This is a genomic window from Streptomyces sp. CA-294286 (assembly GCF_050947155.1).
GTDB lineage: Bacteria > Actinomycetota > Actinomycetes > Streptomycetales > Streptomycetaceae > Streptomyces.
Genome location: NZ_CP192004.1, coordinates 147130 through 169718, shown reverse-complemented (window position 1 = coordinate 169718; position 22589 = coordinate 147130). Strand labels below are relative to the sequence as shown.

Sequence of the window (22589 nt, the reverse complement as noted above, 5' to 3'; positions counted from 1 at the left end):
GATCCTCCGGTGAGCGGTTCCGGGCGGTCTCCGGGCCCGTTCACCGTCTTCCGCACTCGCGGCGGAACGACGCGGTCGCTTCGCGGCAGGTCGTCGACGTGCACCTGCGCGGTGGAACGTACGATGACGCACGGCGTACCCGACGGCCGGTACGCCGTGCACCACCGAGCGCCACCGAGCGCCACCGAGCGAAGGAACGGGAGCGGGTCGTGCGCCTGTTGCTGACGACGGACACCCACGTGCCCAAGCGGGCCCGGGAGTTGCCCTCCGCTCTGCTCGCCGAGATGGACCGGGCCGATGTCGTCTTCCACGCCGGGGACTGGGTGGACGTGGCGACACTGGACGTGTTCCAGGCCCGTGCCCGGCGTCTGGTCGCCGTCCACGGCAACAACGACGGACCGGAGCTGCGGGCCCGGCTCGACGAGGTGGCGCGTGCGGAGTGCGGTGGGCTCCGCTTCGGTGTCGTGCACGAGACGGGGGCCGCGCAGGGCCGGGAGCGGCGCTGTGCCGACCGGTTCCCGGACCTGGACGTGCTGGTGTTCGGTCACAGCCACATTCCGTGGGACACCGTCGCGCCCGGCGGATTGCGGCTGCTGAACCCCGGCTCGCCCACCGACAGGCGGCGACAGCCCCACTGCACGTACATGACCGCCGAGGTGTCGGACGGCCGACTTCTCGACGTCCGCCTGCACCGGTTGCCACCCCGCACCTCGCGTGCGCGTGCGGAACCTCGGTGAGCGGCATGGCCGGCGAGCGGGCCGCCGACCGGGCCGAGGCCATGCAAGTACCGCCGGACCATCAGCACGAGGAGGGATGGACCGGCCTGCCGGACGTGGCGCTGCCGCCGGAGCGGGTGTGCGAGGTGGCGTACGACCACATGCGGATGATCCGGAGCTCGCACGCAGCCATCGAGCCGAGCGCGATCACGGCGCCCGGCTGCCTGACGCGCCGTCACCCTCCCTCTCGCGCCTGACGAGCCCCGGCATGGGCAACCGCATCGCGGCCGTGCTCCGGTCCTCGCCGGTCAGGGCTCACCGCTCTGCCGGGCGCGGCCGTTCACGCACGTCGCCGCCAGGTGCGCCACCACGGCAGTGATCGCGACGAGCGGCATCTGCTCGTGCGCGTCGGCGCCCAGCAGCAGTACGGTCAGCACCGCACTGCACAGCGGCAGTCCCGTGATCGCCGTCGACGCGGCACAGATGCCGAGGGCGAGGGCCGGCGCCGTACCGAGGCCGGGGAGCGCGGCACAGGCGAGGGCGGCCGCGGCGCCGAGCAGCAGCGCCGGGAAGATCGGTCCACCGCGCAGGCTCCCGAGGCTGATGCTCCAGGCGAGCCCCTTGCAGACGACCAGTGCGAGCAGTGCCGTCACCGGCCACGCTCCGGGCTGTGCCGCGAGTTCGCCGAGCGTCTCCTGGCCGGAGAGCGCGGCCTCACCGGGGGAGCGGCCGGTGATCAGTGCGTACGCGCTGAGGCAGACGCCCACCGCGACGGCGCAGATCCCCGTGCGCCGGGCGGTGCGACGGTCGCATGTCCACCGGCCCACGCGCCTGCCGAAGCGGCGGGTGAGGGCCACGGCGCACGCGATGAGCGCGGCGAGGGGGACGCCCCACAGGAAGTCGCCCGCGTCCGGCGGGGCGGCGGGCGGCACCGCCGGCAGTGCGAGCCCTCCGGTGGGCAGGCCGGTCCACGTCCCGAGGGCCGCGAAGACGACGGCTCCGGCGGCGCTCGCGGCGAGGCAGGGCAGCAGGAGGACGGCAAGGCGCACACCGGCGAGTCCGGCCGCTTCGACGACGAGGAGGGCGGCCACGAGCGGTCCGCCCAGGATCGTGGAGATGGCGGCGGTGGAGCCGACGGTCGCGACGAGGGTCGCGGTCCGCGGGTCGCTCGCGCCCCGGAAGCGGCGCAGGGCGAGAAGGGCGAGCGCACTGCCCACTGCCATCAGCGGGGCCTCCGGCCCGAGCACCACGCCGAGCGGCAGCGTGGCCAGTGCCGCCACGACGACCCCCGGCAGCACACGCGGCCCGATGGGCGCCCCACCGAGCCCATCGACCGGCAGATGCCCGCCGCGGCCGGGGAAGCGACTGACGATCGGGGCGAGGATCAGGCCGGCGAGGGCCAGCGCGGGAAGCGGCCACCACCAGGGAGCTTGTTCGTACCCCAGGGCCGCGGGCAGCGACGTCCAGACCTCGTGTTGCAGCCAGTGCTGCAGGCCGACGAAGAAGAAGCAGGCAACGGCGATGGGGGCACCGAGCAGAACGGACAGGAGCAGCAGGCGGAGGTAACGGCCGCTGAGCATGAGCCGGTGCGCGTCGTCGGTGTGCTCCGCCTCCGTCGCGGGCGACGAGGCGGGGCCGGCGGCCGTCATCCGTCACCCGCTCCGGCACGGCAGTACGCTCCGCCGAGGTCTCCCCCGGACGTCCTGCCCCGCGTGCGCCTTCCCCGGCACCCTGCACAAGCGACCATGGCACCCATCCAACGCGAGCACCGTGCGAGGGGCCCGCGTGGGTGGGCCGAACGGGTCGTCGGCCGCCTCAGCTCCGCTGGCCCCCGGAACGCCTGTCCCTGCGATGCAGCATCTGCACACGGAGGTGGCGGGTGATCGCGGTGGCGCCGGCGGTGAGGAACACGAAGCTGTAGAGAACCTGGAGCATCGTCATCACCCGTGCCGTCTGGCCGCTCGGGGTGATGTCTCCGTACCCGATCGTGGCGAGGGTGACCACGGTGAAGTACAGGGCGTCCACCCGGGTGCGCAGCCCGGTGAACTCCTGCTGGTCCCGCGCCAGTACGAAGTAGGCGGCCGAGAACAGCAGCATCGTCAGGCACATCAGACCTGCGATGAGGCAGGCGGGCCGGGTGCCGCCGCGGCCGGTCATGACGTCCTGGATCTGCACGAGGAGTCCCGCCGCGACCAACGCGAGACCGCACACCACGACGGTCCAGCTCAGGACCGGCCGGTGCGGTCCGAAGAGATGCAGCGGGAGAAAGAAGTACGCCGTCACCATGACGGCCGCCGCGACCACGAGAAACGTCGGACGCCGCCAACCGGATGCGGGCTCCCGCGAATTGCCCGTCACGTCAGCGAGACCGCCATTCCTGATCGTCCGGCACCCGTTCAACGGCCCCCTGCCCCGCCCCGCACCCCACCGCACCGCCCGCCCGCACGTCGCCGTCCCGGGCAAGGTCCGGGACGGCGACGGTCACCACGACGACTCCGTCCACGGCGGCCCGGACGCTGCCGGGGCTCCTGTGTCCGCCGGTCGGTGCGAGCCTGTTGCCGCGCAGCCGCGAGGAACTAGGTGCACAGCCGCGGGGAACTAGGTGCAGTTGACGCTGCGCGACGACTCCTGGACGGTCGTGCCGAGCTTCTGGATCTGCGGCTTCACCTTGGACAGGGCGTCCTTGCCGCTGGTGTCGCCCGGGAGGTCCTCGTACGCCTTCTTCAGATCGTCCGCAGCGGACCGCAGGCCGTTCCTCTTGGCCTCGTCGAGGTCCCCCAGAGACTCGGAGACGTCCTTCCAGTCGTCCTGGACGGCCTCGTAGGCTTCCTTCACCTGGTCCTTCGTGGCGGAAGCCGGGTCGAGGGCGGCGAGCTTGGCCTGGTCCGCCCTGAGCTCCGACAGATCGGTGCAGAGCTCCGAGGCGGCCTTCGTTCCCTCTTCCTTCGGACTCGCGTCGTTGTCCGAGCACGAAGCCAGCGAGAGAACCGCCGCGAGAGAAACCGCGGCAGGGACCAGAACACGCTTCATGGGTGACCTTCCTTTTCCCGATGAGAACTCACTCGCTCGACAACCTGCCAGACGTCAGCAGGCTCCGCATTCGCCCCACGTTTTCCCACCCGCGCGGACCGCCCGTGTTGCGCGGTCCCGGAAACAGTGAACCGATTCCGCGGGGGCCTTTTCGCTCGGCGTCGGTCAGGCGAGCAATTTGCTCTTCGCCCTGTCGAACTCGTCGTCGGACAGAACTCCGGACCGGTGCAGGTCGGAGAGCTTGGTCAGATCGTCGGGACCGCTCGTCCCCGCCCTCGCGTCGGCGGCCGTCCTGCGGATGTAGTCCTGGAGCGCCTCCTCTGCCTCCTTCGCCTGCTTGACGTCGCGTCGGCCCATGCCACGACCGCGCGCGATCACATAGACGAGCACTCCGAGGAACGGCAGGACGATGCAGAAGACGAGCCATCCGGCCTTGCCCCAGCCGCTCAGGTCGTCATCGCGGAAGATGTCCATGACCACCCGGAACAGCAGGAAGAGCCACATGATCCAGAGGAAGAAGTACATCATCGTGAGAAAGAGATCCAGGAGCGGGTAGTTTTCCATGACTTCCTCTTTCCGGTTTCCGGTCGTCGGTCGCGGGACAAGCGGCGTACCGAAGTATCGCCCGTGCATTTCGGCCGCGCATTCCGAGAGGAACAGGCCCGAAGGGCCGGTCGGATCCGACGGGTCAGCGGGCCCGAAAGACCCATCGGATCCGGCGAGTTCGGAAAGAGGCCGTGCGGCGTCGGCGCCGCCCCGCATGGCGCAGGATCCGGCCGGTGGTGAAGCTGTGCGGGAAGCACCGGCCGGAAAGGGGCGAAGTGCTTCACCGCGTGCTGCCGCCCGGGAGGCGCGGTGTCCGGCGCCGTCCGCCCCGGCCGCCGGGTCCGGAGTCATCGCCGCCGACGAGGAAGTACGGCGCGCCCTGCCGTCCGTCACCACGGTCGTCGGCATCGGACCCTGTGCGCCGTTCCGGTCGGCAGTCGCGCAGTTCCTCGGAAAGGAAGACCGGGCATGGCCTCAGTGGACGTCGTCGCCGCACGCCGTATGACCGACACCCTGTTCATCGAGCGTTCGGTGCGCAGCCCGAGCTCGACGCGGTTCTGGGGGCTGCTCGTGCTGGCCGGGATCATCGCGGGCGCGGGCGTGGTGGGCGACTCCGTCGCGACCGTCATCGGCGCGATGATCGTCGCACCCCTCATGACGCCGATCCTGGGGAGCGCGCTGGCGCTGGTCCTCGCCGACCGGTCGCAGGTGCTGCGCTGCGCTGCCCTCGTGACCGGCGGGGCGCTCGCCGTGGTGGCACTGGGAATGCTGCTCGGTTGGATCGCCGCCCCACCGGACGACTTCGCCTCCAACGGTCAGGTCTCCTCGCGGATCAGCCCTCGGCTCATCGATCTCCTCGGCGCTCTGGCCACGGGAACCGTCGGCGCCTTCGCGCTCGTCCGCGCCGACATCTCGGACACGCTGCCGGGTGTCGCCATCGCCATCTCCCTCGTGCCGCCCCTCTCCGTGACCGGGCTGCTCCTGACGGTCGGCCGCTACCACGACGCCGGTGAGTCGGCGCTGCTGTTCGCGACCAACGTGGCCGCCATCGTGGCCACCGGGACCATCGTCTTCCTGGTCTACGGGGTGCGGCGCACGGCACAGGAGTCGGGCCTGACCGTGGGGCACTTCCACGGGCGCACCCTGGCCGCGGTGGTCGCGGTCGTACTGCTGGTGGCGGTGCCGCTCACCACGGGCACGGTGAGCGTCGCCCGCGACCGGGCGCTCGCCGCCGACGCCCGACCGGTCGCCGAGGAGTGGGCGACCACCGGCGAGTGGCGGATCGCCTCCGTGCAGGCCCGTAACGGCATCGTCGTCGTCAGTGTGCTCGGCCTGCCGCCCCAACCGGCGCCCACCGCGCTGCGCGCCGCCCTGGACCGGAACGGCATGGCGGACGCCGACCTTGAACTCCACCTGGTCGGCGGCCGCACCCACTGGTGCCCGGCGGGCACGGAGGACTGCACCGTACGCGCTGCGGGACGCAGTTGAGCCAGGGCGCCTGCCGCGGCGGCCCGTGCCCTGCTCGTCGGGGCGCCGCTGCGCGGCCTGGTCCTCGCGCTGCCCGGCCCGGCGTACGTCCTGGGCGCGCCCTCCGGCTTCGCCGGAAGGCCGGCGGGCGCCTTCCGGCTGTGCGACCCGCTCGCCCCGGTCCCCGGACCCGCGACCGCGCCCGCCCGGCCGCCCCCGGGCCCTGACCGGTGCCTGACCAGCGGACATGTGGCGATCAAGGCGGGAAGGGGAACGGCGCCCCCGTACGAACGGTCGACTCCACTGTGAACAGTTCGGTCATCCGAACGGGTTCTCCCTGCCTGCCCGGCGCTACCTCGTGTGCGAGCCGACGTTTCTCCACGAGAGGTTTTCCGATCGGCGTCGAGCAAGGAGCATCAGTCGATGGACACTGCGGAGCATGTCACCGTCCTGCTTACCGGAATGTTCCGGCTTCCCCCTGACTCCGTGCTTCCCGACGTGCCGCTGTACCGCCTGAAGATCGACTCTCTCGCCCTGGAGGAGTTCCGGCTGGTGCTTGAGGACGAGCTGTCCCTCGATCTGGAGGACGCGCCCCTGACGTCCCGGAGCACCGTGGGGCAGTTGCTCGCCACCGTGTGCGAGAAGGCAGCGGTGGCATGAGGGCGGCGGCCGGCGCGGTTGCGGTGACGGGGATCGGCATGGTGACCGCCGCGGGCCACACTGCCAAACAGACCTGGGTCGAGGTCACTTCGGCCACCGCCCCTTCCTCGGTGCGCCGTCCGGACACGCTGCGGGACCTGCCCTGCGACTTCATGTACACGGTCGAAGGGCTCGACCTCGACGCGCACCTGGGTGCGACGGCACGGCTCACGAGCCGCTTCGCCCAGCTGGCGGTGATCGCGGCCCGGGAAGCCGTGGCCGACGCGGGACTCGACCCGCACACCTGGGACGGCGCCCGCGTCGCCGTCGTCGTGGGTACGGCCCACGGCGGCCTCGACTACTACGACGAGCAGCAGGCCGTCCTCACCGCACGCGGCGCCCGCAGGGTCGCGCCGAAGGTCGCGCCGCTGAGCGTGAACAGCAACGCCGCCGGCAGTGTCTGCCAGGACCTGGGCGCCCGCGGGCCGAGTTTGGCGGTCAGTACGGCCTGTGCCTCGGGCACCGACGCGATCGGCACCGCGCTGGGCTGGCTGCGTGCCGGGCGCTGCGACATCGCGGTCGCCGGCGGGGCGGAGTCCCTGCGTTCGCGCCTGGTGTACGCCAGCACCTGTCAGATGAGGGCCCTGTCCACCCGGGTGGACGACCCGGCCGCTGCCTGCCGGCCGTTCGACGTCGACCGGGACGGCTTCGTCACCGGCGAGGGAGCCGGGCTGCTCGTACTGGAGAACGAGGAACACGCCCGAGCGCGGGGAGCCGCGGTCCGGGCCCGGCTGGCGGGGTACGGGTCGTCCAACGACGCCTACTCCCCGGTCGCCCCCGACGAGAAGGGGACCGGCGTCGAGTCGGCACTGCGTACCGCGCTGGCCGATGCCGGCCTCGCCCCGCGCGACGTCGGCCACGTGAACGCGCACGGCACCTCGACCGTCCTCAACGACCTCGTCGAGAGCGCCGCCCTGTACCGCGTCTTCGGCGACCGGCCGCTCGTCACCTCCACCAAGGCCATGACCGGCCACACCCTGGGCGCTGCCGGCGGCATCGAGGCCGCCCTGACCGCCCTCGCCCTGGAGGAGCAGCTGATCCCCCCGACGGTGAACCTGGACGTGCAGGACCCGGGCGTGCCCATGGAGGTGGTGGCCGGGGCCGCCCGCCCCGCACGGCTGGAGTGCGCGGCATCGTCCTCGCTCGGCTTCGGCGGGCACAACGCCGTACTCGTCCTCACCCGGGCCTGACGTGAAGGAACATGACGTGCTCAAGGAAACCGTCCGTACCTTGACCGTGGACGGGCTGGAGTTCGCCTACCGGCGGGTGCAGCCGTCCGCGCCGCAGTACGAGCCGCTCGTCGTGCTCGGCGGCGCGTTCCAAAGAATGTACGACTGGCCCCAGTTGGAGGACGCGGTCACCGAGGTCGCGGGCCTGGTCACCGTCGACCTGCCCGGCGCGGGCGACTCGGACTGGCTGCGGCCCGAGCACACCATCGACGTCCTGGACGCGGCGCTGGCAGCGGTCATCGACGATCTGTGCGTGCCGCGCGTCAATCTCTACGGCTACTCCTACGGCTCGGTCTTCGCCTTCAGGTACGCCCAGCGCCACCCCGAACGCTGTGCCCGCCTCCTCCTCGGAGGCGTCCCCGCCCGGATCAGTGAGGCGCAGCTCGCCCGGTTCGCACAGGCCCGCCGACTGCTGGACGCCGGCGACAAGGAGGGCTTCGTCGCAGGTCTCGCCGCGGAGATGTTCTGCCTGGACGAGAACCGCCACATCCACCGTCAGGACCTCGCGCTGCGCTACTTCCGGCGCTCCCTGCTGCGCACGCTCCGCAAGCCGATGTCCGAGGACGTCCTGGACCGTGCCTTCGGTTCGCGCGTCGCCCTCACCGGCGGTCTGACGGGCGTGCCCACCCTGGTCTTCGCCGGTGAACACGACTCCGTCTCCACGCCGGACGAGCAGCGCGCCTTCGCGTCGACGATCGAGGGCAGCCACTTCGTGACCCTTCCCGACTGCGACCACATGCTCCTCATGGAACGCGCCGACGCCGCCACCTCTTTGATCGAGTCCTTCCTCACCGAGACGCCGGCCCATCCGCGCGCCGCTGCGCTGCACCTCGTCCCGTCGGGCAGTGCGCCCAGTCCGGGCTGACAGCACACGACGTCTCGCTGCGGGCGTTCGCGGGCGGCGGCGGGTGGGGTCAGGCGGCTGCGTGCCGTATGTGCAGGTGACCGTCGAGCGGGTAGGCCGGCGGCGCCGACGGCAGGATCGCGTCGAACCGGTAGCCGTTCTTCTCGGCGACGCGGCAGGAGGCCGAGTTGTCGACCTGGTGGAGGAGTTCCAGGCGCTCCAGTCCGTCCGCGCGGAAGGTCTCGAAGGACCAGGCGGTGAGGGCGTTCAGGGCGCGTGAGGCGACGCCCCGCCCGCGGGCCCGTGCGGCCGTCCAGTAGCCGACTTCGGCGGACGGCCTGCCGGATGCGACCTCCTTGAGCACCACGTTGCCCACCAGCAGCGGCGGCACCTCGGGGGCCGTTTCCAGGACCGCGAAGGCGAACCGGTCGCCCGCCGCCCAACTCCGCTCCTGGTCCCGCACCCATTCCCGTGCCTCGTCCTCGTTGTCCACATGGGAGACCGCCCATCGCCTCAGCACGGGATCCCGGTACACCTCGACCAGCCCGGCGGCGTCCTGCGCGCACCAGGGGCGGAGGAGGAGAGCGGGAGCGGCGGGCGTCGGGGCGGCCTGGAGCATGACGGGAGCGTTCATCGACGGATCATACGCAGCACGGCCCTGAACCGATCACGGCGACAGCGGCGCCTCGCCAGGACGGTCGGGGTGCAGCGGCCCGGCCATCCGGGCGACGGGCTCCGACCAGCCGGGCGAGGCGGCGAGACAGCGGCCGTTCCCGCGGCGATCCGCTCCGCCTCCGCAACTCCCTTACGAGGTCACTGACTTCCGCAGCGTCCGCAGACACAGCGTCAGCGCCTCGTGCTTCGTGCCGCCGTCGCGGCCGCGCTGCCAGGCCACGTACAGCAGCGACCACAGCACCTGGACGATCCAGTCCTGGTCGAGCCCGGTGTCGAAGGCGCCCTCCGCGTGGCCGCGGTCGATGAGGCGGGCCAGGGCGCGGTCCGCCTCGGTCTCGTCCTCCCACCCCTCCCACTTCCACGTCCCGGCGAGCGACTCGTCGAAGACCAGGGTGAGGCTCTCGCCGAGTTCGAAGAGTTCCTGGCCCAGCCGCTCCAGCGCGGCCATCGCCGGGCCGTCCTCGGTCCGGGCCCGTACGGTGGCCGCCGCCACCTTGTCCAGCACGTCGACGCCGAGCGCGCGCAGCAGGTCGGAGCGTTCCGGGAAGTAGCGGTGCACGGTCGTACGGCCCACCTCCGCCGCCGCCGCCACATCGGCGAGCGAGGCCGCCTGGTTCTGGGCCAGCACGGTGGCGGCGGCGTCGAGGATCGCGCGGCGGGTGCGGCCACGCGGCCCGCTCGTGGGGCTGCTGCTTGCGGGGCTCTCCATGCCGCACACCGTAGCGCGGTGCCGGAATGAAACGCACTTGACCGCTATGGAACAGTGATGTTCCACTGGGGAACATGATTGCTCCGGAAAGTCTGCGGATCCTCTGGTCCTTCGCCGCACCGCACCGTCGGGCCCTGGGGATCGGCCTGCTCCTCGCGCTGGCCGCGTCCGCGCTGGGTCTCGCCACGCCGATGGTCACCAAGGCGGTACTCGACGCGCTCGGCGGCGGCGGCTCGCTGCGCGGGCCCGTGGTCGCGCTGCTGGTGCTGCTCGTCCTCGGCGCGGTGCTCTACTGCGTCCAGTGGATCCTGCTGGGCACGCTCGGCGAGAAGGTGGTGCTCGAAGCGCGGGAGACGATGGTGCGGCGGTTCTTCCACGCCACCGTGCCCGCGATCACCAAGCGGCCGCCGGGCGAGCTGGTGACGAGGGCGGTGTCGGACACGGTGCTGCTGCGCGAGGCCGCTTCGTCCAGTGTGATCGGGCTGATCAACGGCGTGGTGATGCTGCTCGGCACGCTGGCGCTGATGGCGGTCCTGGACCTGGTGCTGCTCGGTACGACGGTGGCGTCCGTCGTGCTGGTCGTCGTGCTGTTCGGCGCGCTGATGCCGAAGATCGCCAAGGCGCAGGAGCGGGCGCAGGAGCACGTCGGGCGGGTCGGCGGCACGCTGGAGGGCGCGCTGCGCGCGATCCGGACGGTCAAGGCGAGCGGTGCCGAGGAACGGCAGGCGGAGCGGATCGGCAGGGACGCGAAGGAGTCCGCGCGTTACGGCATCCGCGCCGTGCGACTCGAAGCCGCCGTGTGGACCATCGCCTGGACCGGGATCCAGCTCGCGGTGATCCTCATCCTCGGCGTCGGCGCGTGGCGGGTCGGCGAGGGACAGCTGGAGGTCTCCGGTCTGATCGCCTTCCTCCTGTACGCCTTCGGGCTGATGGAGCCGATCACGGAGCTGTCGCAGAACCTGACCTCGCTGCAGTCCGGCCTCGCCGCCGCGGAGCGGATCCGCGCGGTGGACGCGCTGGAGAGGGAGTCGCAGGCCCCGCACGCGCCGGTGCCTGCGGCGCACACGGCGGCTGGTCCGGTACTGGAGCTGCGGGGTGTCACCGCGGCGTACGGACCCGGCCTGGAACCGGCGGTGCATGGGATGGACCTGGCCCTGCCGCGGCAAGGGCACATCGCGATCGTCGGCCCGTCGGGCGCCGGCAAGACCACGGTCCTGTCCTTGCTGCTGCGCTTCCTGGAGCCGCAGGAGGGGGCGCTGTTCCTGGACGGCGTCCCGTACGCACGGTACGGCCACGCCGCGATCCGCTCCCGGCTGGCGTACGTCGAGCAGGACACCCCCGTGGTGCCCGGCACCATCCGCGACAACCTCCTCATCTCCCGTCCCGACGCGACCGAGGAAGAACTGCACCGGGCGCTCGCCGACGTGCGGCTGACGCAGAAGGTGGCCGGACTGGACGACGGCCTCGACACGCAACTGTCGTCGGCCGCGGTCTCCGGCGGCGAACGGCAGCGCATCGCGCTGGCACGGGCGCTGCTGCGGCGTCCCGACGTGCTGCTGCTGGACGAGGCCACCGCACAGCTCGACGCGCTCACCGAGGCCGCGGTGCACGACTGCATCCGCGCGCGGTCGCAGCAGGCCACGGTGGTGACCATCGCACACCGGCTGTCCACGGTGATCGACGCGGACACCATCGTGGTGATGGAATCGGGCCGGATCCGGGCCCGCGGCACCCACGCGGAACTGCTCGCGGGCGACGACCTCTACCGCGACCTGGTGGAGGCGCTGCGGATCGCGGACGGAGTGCCGTCGGCCTGAGCGGGGGCCCTCGATACCGACGGCCGGCGCGGCGGGGTGCCGCGCCGGCGGCTTGACGACAGGGGACGAGGGCCGCCCACTGGCCCCCGGAGGCCCGGACCACCGAGGGCCTCCGGCCCCTCGGAGCCCCGTCGGACCGTCGGGGAGGCCCCGGACCGGAGGCCCCGGACCCCTGCCCCGGGCCCCGGGCCCCGGACCCCTGCCTCGGACCCCGGACCCCGGACCCCTGCCCCGGATCCGGGACTCCGGACCCCGGGCGGCGGGCAAAGCACCAGCGATACGGGATCAGCTCCGGCGTCCCGTCCGTGCCTTCCCACCGCCGGTCAGATCCGCACTCCGCCCACCGCATCCGGCACCCCTCCACCCACGCCCTCCCGCGCGTGCGCCTCCTGGTCCGGTCCGTCCACGGCAGCGGGCATCCACCGTGCCGCTGCCACGGACACCATGAGGGTGACGGTGCCCGCCACGACGGCGGTGACCGTCAACGCGTCGGTGAAGGCCTCCCGGGCGGCAGCCATCACGACCTCGCGTTCCGGCGGCCCGAGGCGTGCGGCGACCCCCGGCACCGCGAGCATGCTGCGATCGGCCACCGTCAGCAGGTCACCGGACGCGCCACGCTGCGCCAGCGAGGCGCTGAACTGCGAGGTGAACACGGCGGTGACGATCGCTCCTTGTACCGCCACGCCGAGAGCGGAGCCGATCTGCCGGGTGGCATCGTTGATCGCCGAGCCCAGCCCCGTCTTCTGCCCGGGTACGGCACCCATGACCGATTCCGTCGCCGCCGCGCCCACCAGACCCGAGCCGACGCCGATGACCAGCTGGAAGAGCGCGCAGCGCCCGTACCCGGAGTCCGCAGTGGTTCCTGCCAGGACGACGAAACTCGACGACACGACCAGCAACCCCCACACGATCGGGGCCTTCTGGCCGCGGCGCGCCTGCAGGGGCAGGGACATCGCGGCGCCGACCGCCAGTCCGGCGGGCAGGGGAAGCGTGCGTACTCCGGCCTCCAGCGGTGAGTATCCAAGGACGCCCTGCAGATAGAGCGTGAGCACGAACAGGGAGCCGAACGCGGCGAAAGCCACCACCGCCAGCGACCCGGCCCCCACGCCGACGCGCGGCAGCGCCAGTACCGGCAGCGGCAGCATCGGCTCCCGGGCGCGTGACTGACGCAGGAGGAACGCGGCCAGCAGCACGAGGGAACAGGCGAAGGCGCTCAGCACCCAGCCGCTGGTCCATCCCCGGTGGGGGCTTTCGATGACGGCCCACACCAGTGCCGTGAGGCCCAGGCTCGACAGCACGGCCCCGGGGACGTCGAACGCCGAGGGGCGGGCCGCGCGCGACTCGGGCACGAGAGCCAGGGCGAGGACGACGGCGAGCACGGCGAGCGGGAGATTGACCCAGAACCCGGCACGCCAGGAGGACTGCTCCACCAGCCAGCCGCCGATCACCGGCCCGCAGACCCCGCCCAGACCGCCCACGGCGGCCCACGCGGCGATGGCCCGGCGCCGCAGAGCGGGCTCGGGGAAGAGGTCGTGCAGGACCGCCAGGGTCGCCGGCATCAGCAGGGCGGCCCCCGCGCCCAGCAGGCAGCGCGCGGCGATCGCCTGCTCCGGCTGGGATGCCAGCGCACCGCAGACCGAGGCCACCGCGCAGACCGTCAACCCGCAGACGAACGAGCGCCGTCGGCCCCACGAGTCGGTGAACGCCCCCACCGCCAGCACCGTGCCGCCCAGCACCAGCGCGTACGCGTCGACGATCCACTGCACCTGGGCCGACGAAGCGTCCAGGTCCTGCTGGAGGCCCGGCAGGGCCACGTTCAGGACCGTCAGATCCATCCCCAGCAGAAACAGACCCAGGCACACCACGGCGGCAGCCGCCGCCCGGGCGCCCGGGGTCGTCGGCCTCGTCACGCGTCCCAGCCTCATGCCAGGGCCGCCATGGGAGCCACGGCATCGAGACATCGGACCACTTCCCCCGCGAGCCCCGCCACCTCCTGCGCCGGGTACATGTGCGCGCCGGGGAACAGGCGCGGTTCGGCGGGCACCGTCACCAGATCGTTCCAGGCCCGCAGGTCCGCCAGTGGCGTCAGGGGGTCCTGCGTCCCGCCGAACAGCGCCAGCGGAACGTCCAGAGGCTCTTCCGTCCGGTGCCGGTACTGCAGCAGCAACAAGGCGTCGGCGAGAAGCGGAGTGCACGCGGCGGCCATCAGCTGCGGGTCGTCCACCAGATGCTGCGGGATGGGACCGCCGACCAGATTCGCGAGCCCGTCCAGCCCCGTCGTCAGACAGGACGGCAGGGCGGCGGTGTAGGCGTTCAGGTGAGGGGCCGCGAGCGCCGAAAGCCCCAGCAGAACGGGAAGCCGCCCCCGCCTGCGGCGCAGATGCCGTGTCGTCTCGAAGGCCAGCAGCGCACCGACACTGTGACCGAACAGGGCGAACGGGCGCGGATCGGCCCAGTCGTCCACCACGGCGGCGATCCGCGCACTGAGGCACTCCGCATCGGTCAGCGAGGGCTCGTTCCGCCGCTCGCCACGGCCGGGCAGCGAGAGGGAGCACAACTCGACGCCGGCAGGCAGGTGTCCTGCCCACCCCTGGAAGAACTCCGGTCCCGCACCGGCAGGCGGCAGACAGTACAGCCGCACCGCGGCCCCTGGCGCCGTGGCCAGCACCGTCCGCTCCACCGCCGCCACCGACGCGGCCTGGGAGCCGGTCCTTTCCCACCTCATGCGGTCGCCTTCCGTTAGGGCCACCGGCGGGCGACAACCCGCCGGAGCCGCGATCAGTACCGACCGGCGCCCGAGGCCGAACGGGTACGAGAACAGCCCGCAGGCTCCCCCGGGCGCCACGTCTGGCGTGTCCTGACACCCTTTCAGCTCAGGCGCTCCCCTCCTCGGGTGGCCCGGCCCCAGGTCACCCGCACGGGCCACAGGGAAGGGGCAACCGGCACGCCCGTCCGGCACTGCGGGGCGTGCGTCGTGCACCGCGGGACGTGCGTCGGGATCCCGCCGGACAGGACGGGAACGCCGCGCGGGCGGGCCGGGAACCCACGGCCCCCTGCACCGGCCGACCGGTGGTGCGACCGCCCCCGCGGACTGCGTCCGGCACCCTCCTCGTCGTCGCCCCCACCGCCCGTCCCGCGCCCGACCTGCGCCTTCGAGGTTCGCGGGCGGGCGGTGACCAGAGTGCGGGAAGATCGTTGTCCGGACATGACTGGTGCAGAAGGTGCAAAACGTGAGGGTGGCCGAACGGCACGGAGCGAGCCCCGCCCCGGGCCCGCACGGCGTCGGATCCTGGCCGCGGGCGGCGTGGTCGCGAGCGGGGCCGCCCTGTCATCGACGGGCCGTGCCTCCCGGGCGTCGGCCGCGGTGAGGGCCGCCGGACGGGGAGATCGCTCGGTCGCCGTGCTGGGCGGAGGCGTCTCCGGCCTGAGCGCCGCCCAGGAACTGGCCGAGCGGGGCTATGCCGTCACCGTGTACGAGTACCACGACGCGCTGGGCGGCAAGGCGCGGAGCATGCCCGTCCCCGGATCGGGGCGCGGCGGGCGCGGTCCGCTGCCCGGGGAGCACGGCTTCCGGTTCTTTCCGGGCTTCTACCGCAATCTGCCGGACACCCTGCGGCGCATTCCGTACCGGGGAAGCGCCACGGGCGTGCACGGCAATCTCGTCGCCGCCACGGAGGAACTCTTCGTCCGCGACGGCGGGCGGCCCGACCTGCGCCTGCCTTTCCGGACCGTGCTCAAACCGCCCCCTCTGCAGTCCCTCCTGCCGCGGAAGCTGCTGGACACGGTGGTGGGCGTCCTCGACACCTCGCTGCATCTGCCGCCCACCGAACTGGCCTACTTCACGAACCGCGTGCTGGTCTTCCTCACCAGTTGCGAGGAGCGCCGCGTCCAGCAGTGGGAAAGGCTGCCGTGGTGGGACTTCATCGCGGCCGACCGCATGTCCCGCGACTACCAGCACCTGCTCGGGGTGGGCCTCACCCGCAACATCGTCGCCACCAAGGCCGAGATGGCCAGCACCAGGACCGTAGGGCGCGTCCTGCAGGCATTCGTGTACAACATCCTCGCCCAGGGGCACGACGGCGAGCCGGACCGTGTCCTGAACGCCCCCACGAACGAGGCATGGATCGACCCCTGGGAGCACCATCTGCGCCGCCTCGGCGTGCACTTCGTCATGAACACCGAGGTCCAGCAGGTGCTGTACGAGGCGGGCCGGATCAAGGGGGTGCGGGTGCGCGACCGTGCGCACGACACCTCGCGCACCGTAGTGGCCGATCACTACCTCAGTGCCCTGCCGGTCGAACACGCACGAGCCACCTGGGGCAGGGCACTTCGGGCCGCCGACCCGCAACTGGCGCGCTGCGACCGGCTGCGCACGGACTGGATGGTGGGCGTGCAGTTCTACCTGCGCACCCGTACACGCCTCGTCCACGGCCACACCAACCACGTGGACTCGCCGTGGGCACTCACCACCATCCACCAGGCCCAGTTCTGGAAGAACCGCGACTTCGCCGCCCGATACGGGGACGGGCAGGCGGTGGACTGTCTGTCCGTATGCGTGTCCCAGTGGGACGAACCGGGCATCCTCTACGGCAAGCCTGCCATCCGGTGCACCCGCGACGAGGTGGTGCGCGAGGTGTGGGCGCAACTCAAAGCAGGTCTGAACGACACCGGACGGCAGACCCTCAGGGATTCGGACATCCACAGCTGGTTCCTGGACCCGGCGGTCCGAGGACTGGGCGGGCCCTCGCCCACCAACCGCGAACAGCTGCTCGTCCACCCCACCGGCACGCTGTACGACCGGCCCTCCCACATCACAGCGGTCCCCTCCTTCTTCCTCGCCGGCGACTACGTGGCCACCGACATGGACCTCGCGACCATGGAAGGAGCCAACGAGTCCGCGCGACGCGCGGTGAACGCCCTACTGGACGCGGACCGTTCCCCGAGCCCCCGCTGCACGGTGTGGAACCTCCACCGCCCACCGGAACTCCAGCCCCTGCAGGCCCAGGACAAGAGCCGGTACGAAAGAGGTCTGCCCCACGTGCTCGACGTCCGGTGACAGCCCTCCTGGTGGAGGCGCGGGGCGCTCGCGCCGTCGCGTCCGGCGGCCACGGCGTACGTCACCGCACGCGCGTGCCCGGCCGGCCCGCAGGCAGGCGCCGCACCGGACACGCCGCGACCGCACGCGCACGCGCGGCCCGTCACTGCGGCGCGGCGCACGCCTGCGGAAGCGCGGCGGGGCATCCGGGGGACGACCGGCGTGGTTCCTTCAACGTCGGGGAGGGGCGGAGGAAGGTGGTCGGCGATCGACGCCCGGCGAACGTGAAGCACCACCGTGCACAGTTGCGGCCCTGAAGGAGTGCGTGTGAGGCATCTGCTCACGGGCGAGACCGGCTTCCTCGGCTTCCCTCCGCCGGCCCGGCCGCCGGCCCGCGGGGAACCGGCCGCCGTCCCGTACCGAGGAGAGCGCGACTCGCCACGGGGGCGTTTGGCGACCGCGTCCGGGCACTGCTGCCCGGCCGCACCGACGCGACCACCCACGACGTGCAGGTCGAGTACGCGGCCGACGTCATCGCGCACAGGACGGAACAGCCGCCCACCGGCCCGGCCGACGCCTTCCACGTCATCCCACCCCACAGCGACACCGCTGCGCCGGGCCCTGGACGCGAGGGAGGAATTCCGCCCCCGGCCGCGGAAGTCCCTCGTTGAGGAGATCCGGCAGGAGATCCCGGGCACGATCGAGCAGATCCGCACCCGGAGCGTCACGGGGGCGATGCCGCCCGCCCGACCGCGCCGTGAGCACGCCCGTACCCGGACCGACGCCGCCGCGAGCGCGGCCCTCGCACCGCCTGCCGTCCTCGGCGCGGACCACCTCCGGGCAAGTCCCGGCCCGGACATCACGATCCCCGTCGCGGCCTGACCCCACCGTCCCCCCCACCCCACATTCAGGAGGCACCGCCATGTCCGCCAGCTACCCCGTGCTCGTCGAAGTGCTCACCGAATCCCTCGGCGTCGACGCAGACCTGGTAGACCCCGAGGCGACGTTCGAGGACCTCGACCTGGACTCCCTGTCGCTGCTCGAACTCGTCCTCATCCTGGAGGAGCGCACCGGACAACGTCCCGAGAGCCTCTCCGCCTCGTCCACCCTGGCCGAGGCCGCCGCTGTCATCGACCAGCTGAACGCCTCCCAGGACGCAGGAGAACCCGTCCCCACGACGGCAGGCACCACCGCATGACACGCGACGCCATCGCCGTCACCGGGCTCGGCATGGTGACCGCCGGCGGCATCGGCGCACCGGCCACCTGGCAGTCCCTGCTCACCGGCATGTCCACCGCGGCCACCGACCCCCAACTGGCGGGGCTGCGGCAGGACTTCTCCTGCCGGGTCCCCGGGTTCGACCCCCAGGAGCTGCTGGGCAAACGACTCGCCTGGCGCCTGGACCGCGCCACCCAGATGGCCTTGGTCGCCGCCCGCGAAGCCGTCGCCGACGCCCGTCTCGACCCGGGTGCCTGGACCGCCCCCCGGGTCGCCGTGGTCATGGGTGTGGGCACCGGCAGTTTCCAGCACTACGAACGCGAGTTCGGCCACCTCGGTTCCGGTCGGCCCGACAAGGTGTCCGCTCTCGCGCTGCCCCGCAGTGTGCCGAACATGGTCGCCGGGGAACTCGCCCTCGACCTGGGCGCCCAGGGTCCCAACTTCGTCGTCAGCACCGCCTGCGCCTCCGGCACCACCGCACTGGGCCTCGCCCGCGACCTGCTGCGCTCCCACAGTTGTGACATCGCCATCGCCGGCGGTGCCGAATCCATGTGCTTCCGCGTCCCTGCGGCCTGCTTCGCGCAGATGGGCGCACTCTCCCGGCGGCGTCACGACCCCGCCCACGCCTCCCGGCCCTTCGACCGCGACCGCGACGGGTTCGTCCTCGGCGAAGGCTCCGCCGTCCTGGTCCTCGAACGCGCCGCGCACGCCCGCGCCCGCCACGCCCCGGCCAGAGCCCTGCTCGCCGGCTACGGGGCGTCCTGCGACGCCCACCACTTCACCGCCCCCGCCCCCGACGGCCGCGGCCTCGCCCAAGCCGTCCGGTCCGCACTGGACGACGCCGGCATGGGCCCCCAGGACATCGATCACCTCAACGCGCACGGCACCTCCACCCCCCACAACGACGCGGCCGAGGACCGCGCGTTCCGCACCGTCTTCCCGCGCCCCGCACCCGTCACCGCCCTCAAGAGTGTCCTCGGGCACGCCGTCGGCGGAGCCGGAGCCATCGAAGCCGCAGCCACCGTCCTGGCACTGGAACACCAGATCATCCCGCCCACCGCCAACTACGACACTCCCGACCCCGCCATGGACCTCGACGTCGTCCACAAGGCCCCGCGCCCCACCCGCATGAGCGCGGCCCTCAGTACCTCCAGCGGGTTCGGCGGCCAGAACGCCGCCCTCATCCTCACCAGCGCGTGACCGGGGCCGCGGGACGCGCGCTTGAGCGTTCCTGTTGGCCGCCAGCGGCGCTGCGGCCGGACAGGGCGTGTTCGGCGAGGGCGGCGATGGTGACGGGTTCGCGCCGCCGACGCCGCCCGGCGGCAGCGATCCGCCGACCACGCCCGGCCCGCGGTGGCCGCGCGAGGCGTCCGGCCCGGATGGTCGCGGTCGCGACGGCAGGCTTTGGCCAATGCCTGCCCGAAGGTCACCGTCGGACGTGCATACTCGGGTGATGTCTCAGTCCCGTTCGCACATATCCGACAGTTCTTCCGTTCCCGACCCCAGAGGGGGCCAGGTCGCTCGCGCGGATCTGGCTGCGGTGCCCGTGGTCGCCGTGTCCGGCGAGTTCGACCTCGACTCCTGCCCGCTGCTGCTGGAGGCGGTGACCACCGCGGCGGGGGAGGGCCGGGTGGTGGTGCTGGACCTCACGGAGGTGGCTTTCGCGGACTCCACCTTCCTCAACGTTCTCCTGCGCGCCCACCAGTTGACGGACCTGCGGCTGGCCGGAGTCTCCGAGCAGGTGGAGCGTCTGCTGGAGATCACCGGCACCGACCAGCTCCTGAAACTGTTCCCCACCGTGGCCGACGCCGCAGCCGCACCGGACACACCCGTATGACCCACTCGTGCCGCCCCGGCGCAGCGGGCGCGGCCTTTCCGGGTTGTCCGGGCCGAGGGCGGGTACTCGCCGTGATGCCCGCGCCGCTCCCTCTGTCACTCGGCAGGGGTTTCGCGGCCGGGCGGGCCGCAGCTTGTGGCGTACGGCAGCAGCAGGGCTGCCGGGTTGCCGCGGGCCTGGTTCTCGCCGTGCGACACGGCCCCTTCAGTACCGGCCGGGGTCAGGAAGAAGCTGGGAAAGTCCATGGGAACGGTCACTGCCGTCAGCAGGGCGTTCGACGGTAGCAACAGCAGGGCCGTGGGCGCGGCCCGCGATTTCACCACCGTCTTCCTCCTGCGCGCGATCGTCGCGGGGACCTCAGTGGGGGTCCTTCTCCTCGACCGCGCGCGGCTGGTCGTCTCCGAGCTGGTGACCAACGCCGTGAAGTACGCCCGGGGCCGGATACTGCTCGAACTCCAGGTGCAGGACGAGGTTCTGATGATCACGGTGGCGGACAGCACCCCGGCACTTCCGGTGAGCCGTGCCCACGACCCCCGCCGGATCGGCCAACACGGTCTGAAGATCGTCAGGATGCTCTGCCGCTCGGTGGACGTGACCCTCGAACCCGCAGGCAAACGCGTCACCGCCCACCTCAACCTCCACTGACGCCGCCCGCGCGACGAGGCCCGGGTGACCCCGCACGCGCGAAGAGGCCCGGGTGACGCGCCCGCGCGACGAGGCACGGGCCGCCGAGGAATCCGTACATCCCTGTCCCCAGGACCCGGCACGGCGCGGTGGGGGTCCCGGAGCGGGGAGGGAGGTACCGCGTGGCGATGGCTGACGTCCGCGCCCGAACCGTGGGCGGCTCGGGCGGCTTCGGCTGTCGGGGCCGCTGGGCCCTCGGGTTTTCCTGAGCGGCGCGCAGTCTCCGCGACGGAAGCCCGTACAACGGGAGGTGGGCCCGGTCGGCACGTGCCGACCGGGCCCGACTGCTGTTCACGTACCGCCTCGTGCGTGTCCCTTCAGCCGGGCGGACACGGGGGTGCCGAGCGGCACCGAGGCACGCCGGAGCGCGCCGAGGACGCGTACGGGTGCGGCCGACAGGGGCCGGGGCCCGCCCCCCTGCTCAGTTGCTCAGTCCCGGTCAGTAGGCGGTGGGCCAGCCGCCGTCCCACTTCAGCAGGTTGAGGCCGAGCTTGGAAGTGCCACCGTCACGGCCGTCGTAGTAGTGGTAGACGAGCACGTCCTCGTTGCCGTCGCGCATGATGTCCTGGCCGCCGGGGCCGATCACGGAGCCCTGGGACGCCATGACCACAGTGCCGCCGTCCTTGGTCAACGCGACGCCGTTGCGGTCGTAGTAGGGGCCGGTGGGGCTGGTGGCCCGGCCGACCTTGATCTTGTACGTGGAGGCGGTACCGGCGCAGCAGGTGTCGTACGAGGCGAAGAGGTAGTAGTACCCGTTCCGCTTGATCACGGTCGGGCCCTCGACCGCCCTCGGGGCCGTGGGGCGCGAGGCGAGCGAGCGGCGGACGGTGTCCTGCGCGTGCTGCTTTCCGGTCTTGGGATCGAGGCGGATCATCTTGATTCCGCTCCAGTGGGAGCCGAAGGCCAGCCACCACTTGCCGTCGTCGTCCACGAACAGGTCGGGGTCGATGGCGTTGTAGTCGCTGGTGGACGTGGAGGAGTGGACGACGCCCTGGTCCTTCCAACTGCCGGGCGAACCGGTCGTGGAGGTGGCGACGCCGATGGCGGAGGTGTTGGAGTGGAAGCTGGAGACGGAGTAGTACATCAGGTACTTGCCGCCGTGGTAGGAGACGTCGGGTGCCCACGGGTCGTTCTCGGGCGAGTAGCGCGACCACCAACTCGGCGGCGAGGCGAAGGCGTTGCCGGTGCGGCTGAACGCGACGCGGTCGGTGGAGGCGCGGGACTCCAGGTAGCCGTGGGTGGAGTGGAGCAGGTAGCGCCCGTCGGGCGCGCGGAGCATGGTCGGGTCGTGGACGGCGACGTCGCCGGTGACGCGACCGGGCCCGGGGTAGGCGGACGCGCTCGACGGCGTCAGGGCCAGCATGAGGGCGGCCGGGAGGGCGAGGAACGAGGACTTGCGCAGAGTGCGGCTCACGCGCTTCTCCTTCGTGGGTGGAGGGACAGGACGTGGAACGTGCGAACGTGCGAACGTGCAAGGACGCGACTTCGAGCGTGGACGGGACAGAAGGTGTCGTTCGAAATACTGTACGCCGCTCGTGAGTTCGAACGGGAAGGTAGCAGACGCCCGGAGTCCGAGGTGGTGCTCGTGGTGTCTGCCGGAGCCTTCGAAGAGCACGCCTGCCCGCGGCGCCCGTGGCCGCGGTGCCCGTGTCCGCGGCGCGCGCGTGCGGGATGCGCTCCCGCACGGTGTGGTGCGGAGCACCCGGGGGCGTCGCATTCCTGACGGGTGCGGCGCTCCGTCGCCCAGGGGGCGCGCGGCCCCTGCGCGTGGTCAAGGGGCGGCTCATGGCCGTCCTCCGTGGCGACGGCAGAGTGTGGCGGGTGGGGCAGGGGACATCGGAACCTCATGGGCCGAGTGCGGTGACACCTGGTGAGTTGCCGCAGCCCCGCGGAAGGTTGCCGGTTCAACGGCATGTATCGCGTCGTCGGGTGCGGCTTCGGGTGGGACCGGCCTTCCGTCGCAGGTCGTACCCGCTGACCGATCTCGTCGGTGCGGGGGAGCGCCGTGTGGAGTTCCGGGTCGCGCCCCGCGCTCGCGGCGCTGCGTACGGGCCGGTCGGGGCCCACCCGCGGCCTCTCGCGC

22 protein-coding genes are annotated in these 22589 nt (G+C 72.4%); 12 read left to right on the top strand and 10 right to left on the bottom strand.

Features of this window, described 5'->3' with window-relative positions:
* Positions 1-209 precede the first annotated feature (209 nt).
* Complete coding sequence (locus ACQPZG_RS00770) at positions 210-737, top strand: metallophosphoesterase family protein (protein ID WP_433543787.1); 528 nt, start codon at positions 210-212, stop codon at positions 735-737.
* On the top strand, positions 734-973 hold the full coding sequence (locus ACQPZG_RS00765) for a hypothetical protein (RefSeq protein ID WP_433543786.1): 240 nt from the start codon (positions 734-736) through the stop codon (positions 971-973). The genes ACQPZG_RS00770 and ACQPZG_RS00765 overlap by 4 nt, the downstream gene beginning before the upstream one ends.
* A 51-nt stretch (positions 974-1024) precedes the next feature.
* On the opposite strand, the gene ACQPZG_RS00760 is transcribed toward ACQPZG_RS00765, so the two are convergent.
* The 4 genes from ACQPZG_RS00760 to ACQPZG_RS00745 all read right to left on the bottom strand — a co-directional run bounded on the left by ACQPZG_RS00760 (position 1025) and on the right by ACQPZG_RS00745 (position 4310).
* Positions 1025-2365 carry a chloride channel protein gene (locus tag ACQPZG_RS00760; RefSeq protein ID WP_433543785.1) on the bottom strand — a complete coding sequence of 447 codons (1341 nt, stop codon included), beginning with the start codon at positions 2363-2365 and terminating at the stop codon, positions 1025-1027.
* 166 nt (positions 2366-2531) lie between these two features.
* Positions 2532-3074, bottom strand: coding sequence for a potassium channel family protein (locus ACQPZG_RS00755; protein ID WP_433543784.1), 543 nt, complete (start codon positions 3072-3074; stop codon positions 2532-2534).
* 240 nt (positions 3075-3314) lie between these two features.
* Positions 3315-3746: a hypothetical protein gene (locus tag ACQPZG_RS00750; RefSeq protein WP_433543783.1), complete on the bottom strand. Its 432-nt coding sequence runs from the start codon at positions 3744-3746 to the stop codon at positions 3315-3317.
* 165 nt (positions 3747-3911) lie between these two features.
* A complete protein-coding gene (locus ACQPZG_RS00745; protein WP_433543782.1) occupies positions 3912-4310 on the bottom strand; it encodes an SHOCT domain-containing protein in 399 nt (132 codons plus the stop codon).
* Positions 4311-4760: 450 nt separating this feature from the next.
* Here ACQPZG_RS00745 and ACQPZG_RS00740 point away from each other — a divergent pair, with 450 nt between their 5' ends.
* From ACQPZG_RS00740 to ACQPZG_RS00725, 4 genes are all read left to right on the top strand, one after another.
* Positions 4761-5780, top strand: coding sequence for a DUF389 domain-containing protein (locus ACQPZG_RS00740; RefSeq protein WP_433543781.1), 1020 nt, complete (start codon positions 4761-4763; stop codon positions 5778-5780).
* 402 nt (positions 5781-6182) lie between these two features.
* Positions 6183-6419 carry an acyl carrier protein gene (locus ACQPZG_RS00735; protein ID WP_433543780.1) on the top strand — a complete coding sequence of 79 codons (237 nt, stop codon included), beginning with the start codon at positions 6183-6185 and terminating at the stop codon, positions 6417-6419.
* Positions 6416-7648: a beta-ketoacyl-[acyl-carrier-protein] synthase family protein gene (locus tag ACQPZG_RS00730; protein ID WP_433543779.1), complete on the top strand. Its 1233-nt coding sequence runs from the start codon at positions 6416-6418 to the stop codon at positions 7646-7648. The genes ACQPZG_RS00735 and ACQPZG_RS00730 overlap by 4 nt, the downstream gene beginning before the upstream one ends.
* Before the next feature lie 16 nt (positions 7649-7664).
* Positions 7665-8552, top strand: a complete 888-nt coding sequence (locus ACQPZG_RS00725) for an alpha/beta fold hydrolase (protein ID WP_433543778.1) — start codon at positions 7665-7667, stop codon at positions 8550-8552.
* Positions 8553-8601: 49 nt separating this feature from the next.
* On the opposite strand, the gene ACQPZG_RS00720 is transcribed toward ACQPZG_RS00725, so the two are convergent.
* The gene (locus ACQPZG_RS00720) at positions 8602-9165 is read right to left on the bottom strand and encodes a GNAT family N-acetyltransferase (RefSeq protein ID WP_433543777.1); all 564 of its coding nucleotides are present in this window, start codon (positions 9163-9165) and stop codon (positions 8602-8604) included.
* Positions 9166-9336: 171 nt separating this feature from the next.
* Positions 9337-9915: a TetR/AcrR family transcriptional regulator gene (locus ACQPZG_RS00715; protein WP_433543776.1), complete on the bottom strand. Its 579-nt coding sequence runs from the start codon at positions 9913-9915 to the stop codon at positions 9337-9339.
* A gap of 92 nt (positions 9916-10007) precedes the next feature.
* On the opposite strand from ACQPZG_RS00715, the gene ACQPZG_RS00710 reads away from it, so the two are divergent.
* Complete coding sequence (locus tag ACQPZG_RS00710; RefSeq protein WP_433544577.1) at positions 10008-11732, top strand: ABC transporter ATP-binding protein; 1725 nt, start codon at positions 10008-10010, stop codon at positions 11730-11732.
* Positions 11733-12055: 323 nt separating this feature from the next.
* On the opposite strand, the gene ACQPZG_RS00705 is transcribed toward ACQPZG_RS00710, so the two are convergent.
* Together ACQPZG_RS00705 and ACQPZG_RS00700 are read right to left on the bottom strand one after the other, a co-directional pair.
* On the bottom strand, positions 12056-13642 hold the full coding sequence (locus ACQPZG_RS00705) for an MFS transporter (protein WP_433543775.1): 1587 nt from the start codon (positions 13640-13642) through the stop codon (positions 12056-12058).
* Between the two features lie 11 nt (positions 13643-13653).
* Positions 13654-14457, bottom strand: a complete 804-nt coding sequence (locus ACQPZG_RS00700) for a thioesterase II family protein (RefSeq protein ID WP_433543774.1) — start codon at positions 14455-14457, stop codon at positions 13654-13656.
* Between the two features lie 480 nt (positions 14458-14937).
* Between ACQPZG_RS00700 and ACQPZG_RS00695 the strand changes: the two genes are divergently transcribed.
* The 4 genes from ACQPZG_RS00695 to ACQPZG_RS00680 all read left to right on the top strand — a co-directional run bounded on the left by ACQPZG_RS00695 (position 14938) and on the right by ACQPZG_RS00680 (position 19822).
* Positions 14938-16788 carry a hydroxysqualene dehydroxylase gene (locus tag ACQPZG_RS00695; RefSeq protein WP_433543773.1) on the top strand — a complete coding sequence of 617 codons (1851 nt, stop codon included), beginning with the start codon at positions 14938-14940 and terminating at the stop codon, positions 16786-16788.
* A 901-nt stretch (positions 16789-17689) separates the two neighbouring features.
* On the top strand, positions 17690-17965 hold the full coding sequence (locus ACQPZG_RS00690; protein ID WP_433543772.1) for a phosphopantetheine-binding protein: 276 nt from the start codon (positions 17690-17692) through the stop codon (positions 17963-17965).
* Entirely contained in the window at positions 17962-19185 is a 1224-nt protein-coding gene (locus ACQPZG_RS00685; protein WP_433543771.1) for a beta-ketoacyl-[acyl-carrier-protein] synthase family protein, read from the top strand. The genes ACQPZG_RS00690 and ACQPZG_RS00685 overlap by 4 nt, the downstream gene beginning before the upstream one ends.
* A gap of 253 nt (positions 19186-19438) precedes the next feature.
* Positions 19439-19822: an STAS domain-containing protein gene (locus ACQPZG_RS00680; protein ID WP_433543770.1), complete on the top strand. Its 384-nt coding sequence runs from the start codon at positions 19439-19441 to the stop codon at positions 19820-19822.
* A gap of 95 nt (positions 19823-19917) precedes the next feature.
* Here the strand turns inward: ACQPZG_RS00680 and ACQPZG_RS00675 are convergent, their stop codons facing one another.
* Entirely contained in the window at positions 19918-20067 is a 150-nt protein-coding gene (locus tag ACQPZG_RS00675; protein ID WP_433543769.1) for a hypothetical protein, read from the bottom strand.
* On the opposite strand from ACQPZG_RS00675, the gene ACQPZG_RS00670 reads away from it, so the two are divergent.
* Entirely contained in the window at positions 20066-20467 is a 402-nt protein-coding gene (locus ACQPZG_RS00670) for an ATP-binding protein (RefSeq protein WP_433543768.1), read from the top strand. The genes ACQPZG_RS00675 and ACQPZG_RS00670 overlap by 2 nt on opposite strands.
* Positions 20468-20945: 478 nt before the next feature.
* On the opposite strand, the gene ACQPZG_RS00665 is transcribed toward ACQPZG_RS00670, so the two are convergent.
* Positions 20946-21920, bottom strand: coding sequence for an arabinan endo-1,5-alpha-L-arabinosidase (locus ACQPZG_RS00665; RefSeq protein ID WP_433543767.1), 975 nt, complete (start codon positions 21918-21920; stop codon positions 20946-20948).
* Between the last annotated feature and the right edge of the window lie 669 nt (positions 21921-22589).

Coding starts and splice junctions, on each gene's coding strand:
- ACQPZG_RS00695 (WP_433543773.1), top strand. CDS start 14,938: ATGACTGGTGCAGAAGGTGCAAAACGTGAGGGTGGCCGAACGGCACGG.
- ACQPZG_RS00740 (WP_433543781.1), top strand. CDS start 4,761: ATGGCCTCAGTGGACGTCGTCGCCGCACGCCGTATGACCGACACCCTG.
- ACQPZG_RS00720 (WP_433543777.1), bottom strand. CDS start 9,165: ATGAACGCTCCCGTCATGCTCCAGGCCGCCCCGACGCCCGCCGCTCCC.
- ACQPZG_RS00685 (WP_433543771.1), top strand. CDS start 17,962: ATGACACGCGACGCCATCGCCGTCACCGGGCTCGGCATGGTGACCGCC.
- ACQPZG_RS00760 (WP_433543785.1), bottom strand. CDS start 2,365: ATGACGGCCGCCGGCCCCGCCTCGTCGCCCGCGACGGAGGCGGAGCAC.
- ACQPZG_RS00690 (WP_433543772.1), top strand. CDS start 17,690: ATGTCCGCCAGCTACCCCGTGCTCGTCGAAGTGCTCACCGAATCCCTC.
- ACQPZG_RS00750 (WP_433543783.1), bottom strand. CDS start 3,746: ATGAAGCGTGTTCTGGTCCCTGCCGCGGTTTCTCTCGCGGCGGTTCTC.
- ACQPZG_RS00675 (WP_433543769.1), bottom strand. CDS start 20,067: ATGGACTTTCCCAGCTTCTTCCTGACCCCGGCCGGTACTGAAGGGGCC.
- ACQPZG_RS00700 (WP_433543774.1), bottom strand. CDS start 14,457: ATGAGGTGGGAAAGGACCGGCTCCCAGGCCGCGTCGGTGGCGGCGGTG.
- ACQPZG_RS00670 (WP_433543768.1), top strand. CDS start 20,066: ATGGGAACGGTCACTGCCGTCAGCAGGGCGTTCGACGGTAGCAACAGC.
- ACQPZG_RS00730 (WP_433543779.1), top strand. CDS start 6,416: ATGAGGGCGGCGGCCGGCGCGGTTGCGGTGACGGGGATCGGCATGGTG.
- ACQPZG_RS00745 (WP_433543782.1), bottom strand. CDS start 4,310: ATGGAAAACTACCCGCTCCTGGATCTCTTTCTCACGATGATGTACTTC.
- ACQPZG_RS00715 (WP_433543776.1), bottom strand. CDS start 9,915: ATGGAGAGCCCCGCAAGCAGCAGCCCCACGAGCGGGCCGCGTGGCCGC.
- ACQPZG_RS00735 (WP_433543780.1), top strand. CDS start 6,183: ATGGACACTGCGGAGCATGTCACCGTCCTGCTTACCGGAATGTTCCGG.
- ACQPZG_RS00680 (WP_433543770.1), top strand. CDS start 19,439: ATGTCTCAGTCCCGTTCGCACATATCCGACAGTTCTTCCGTTCCCGAC.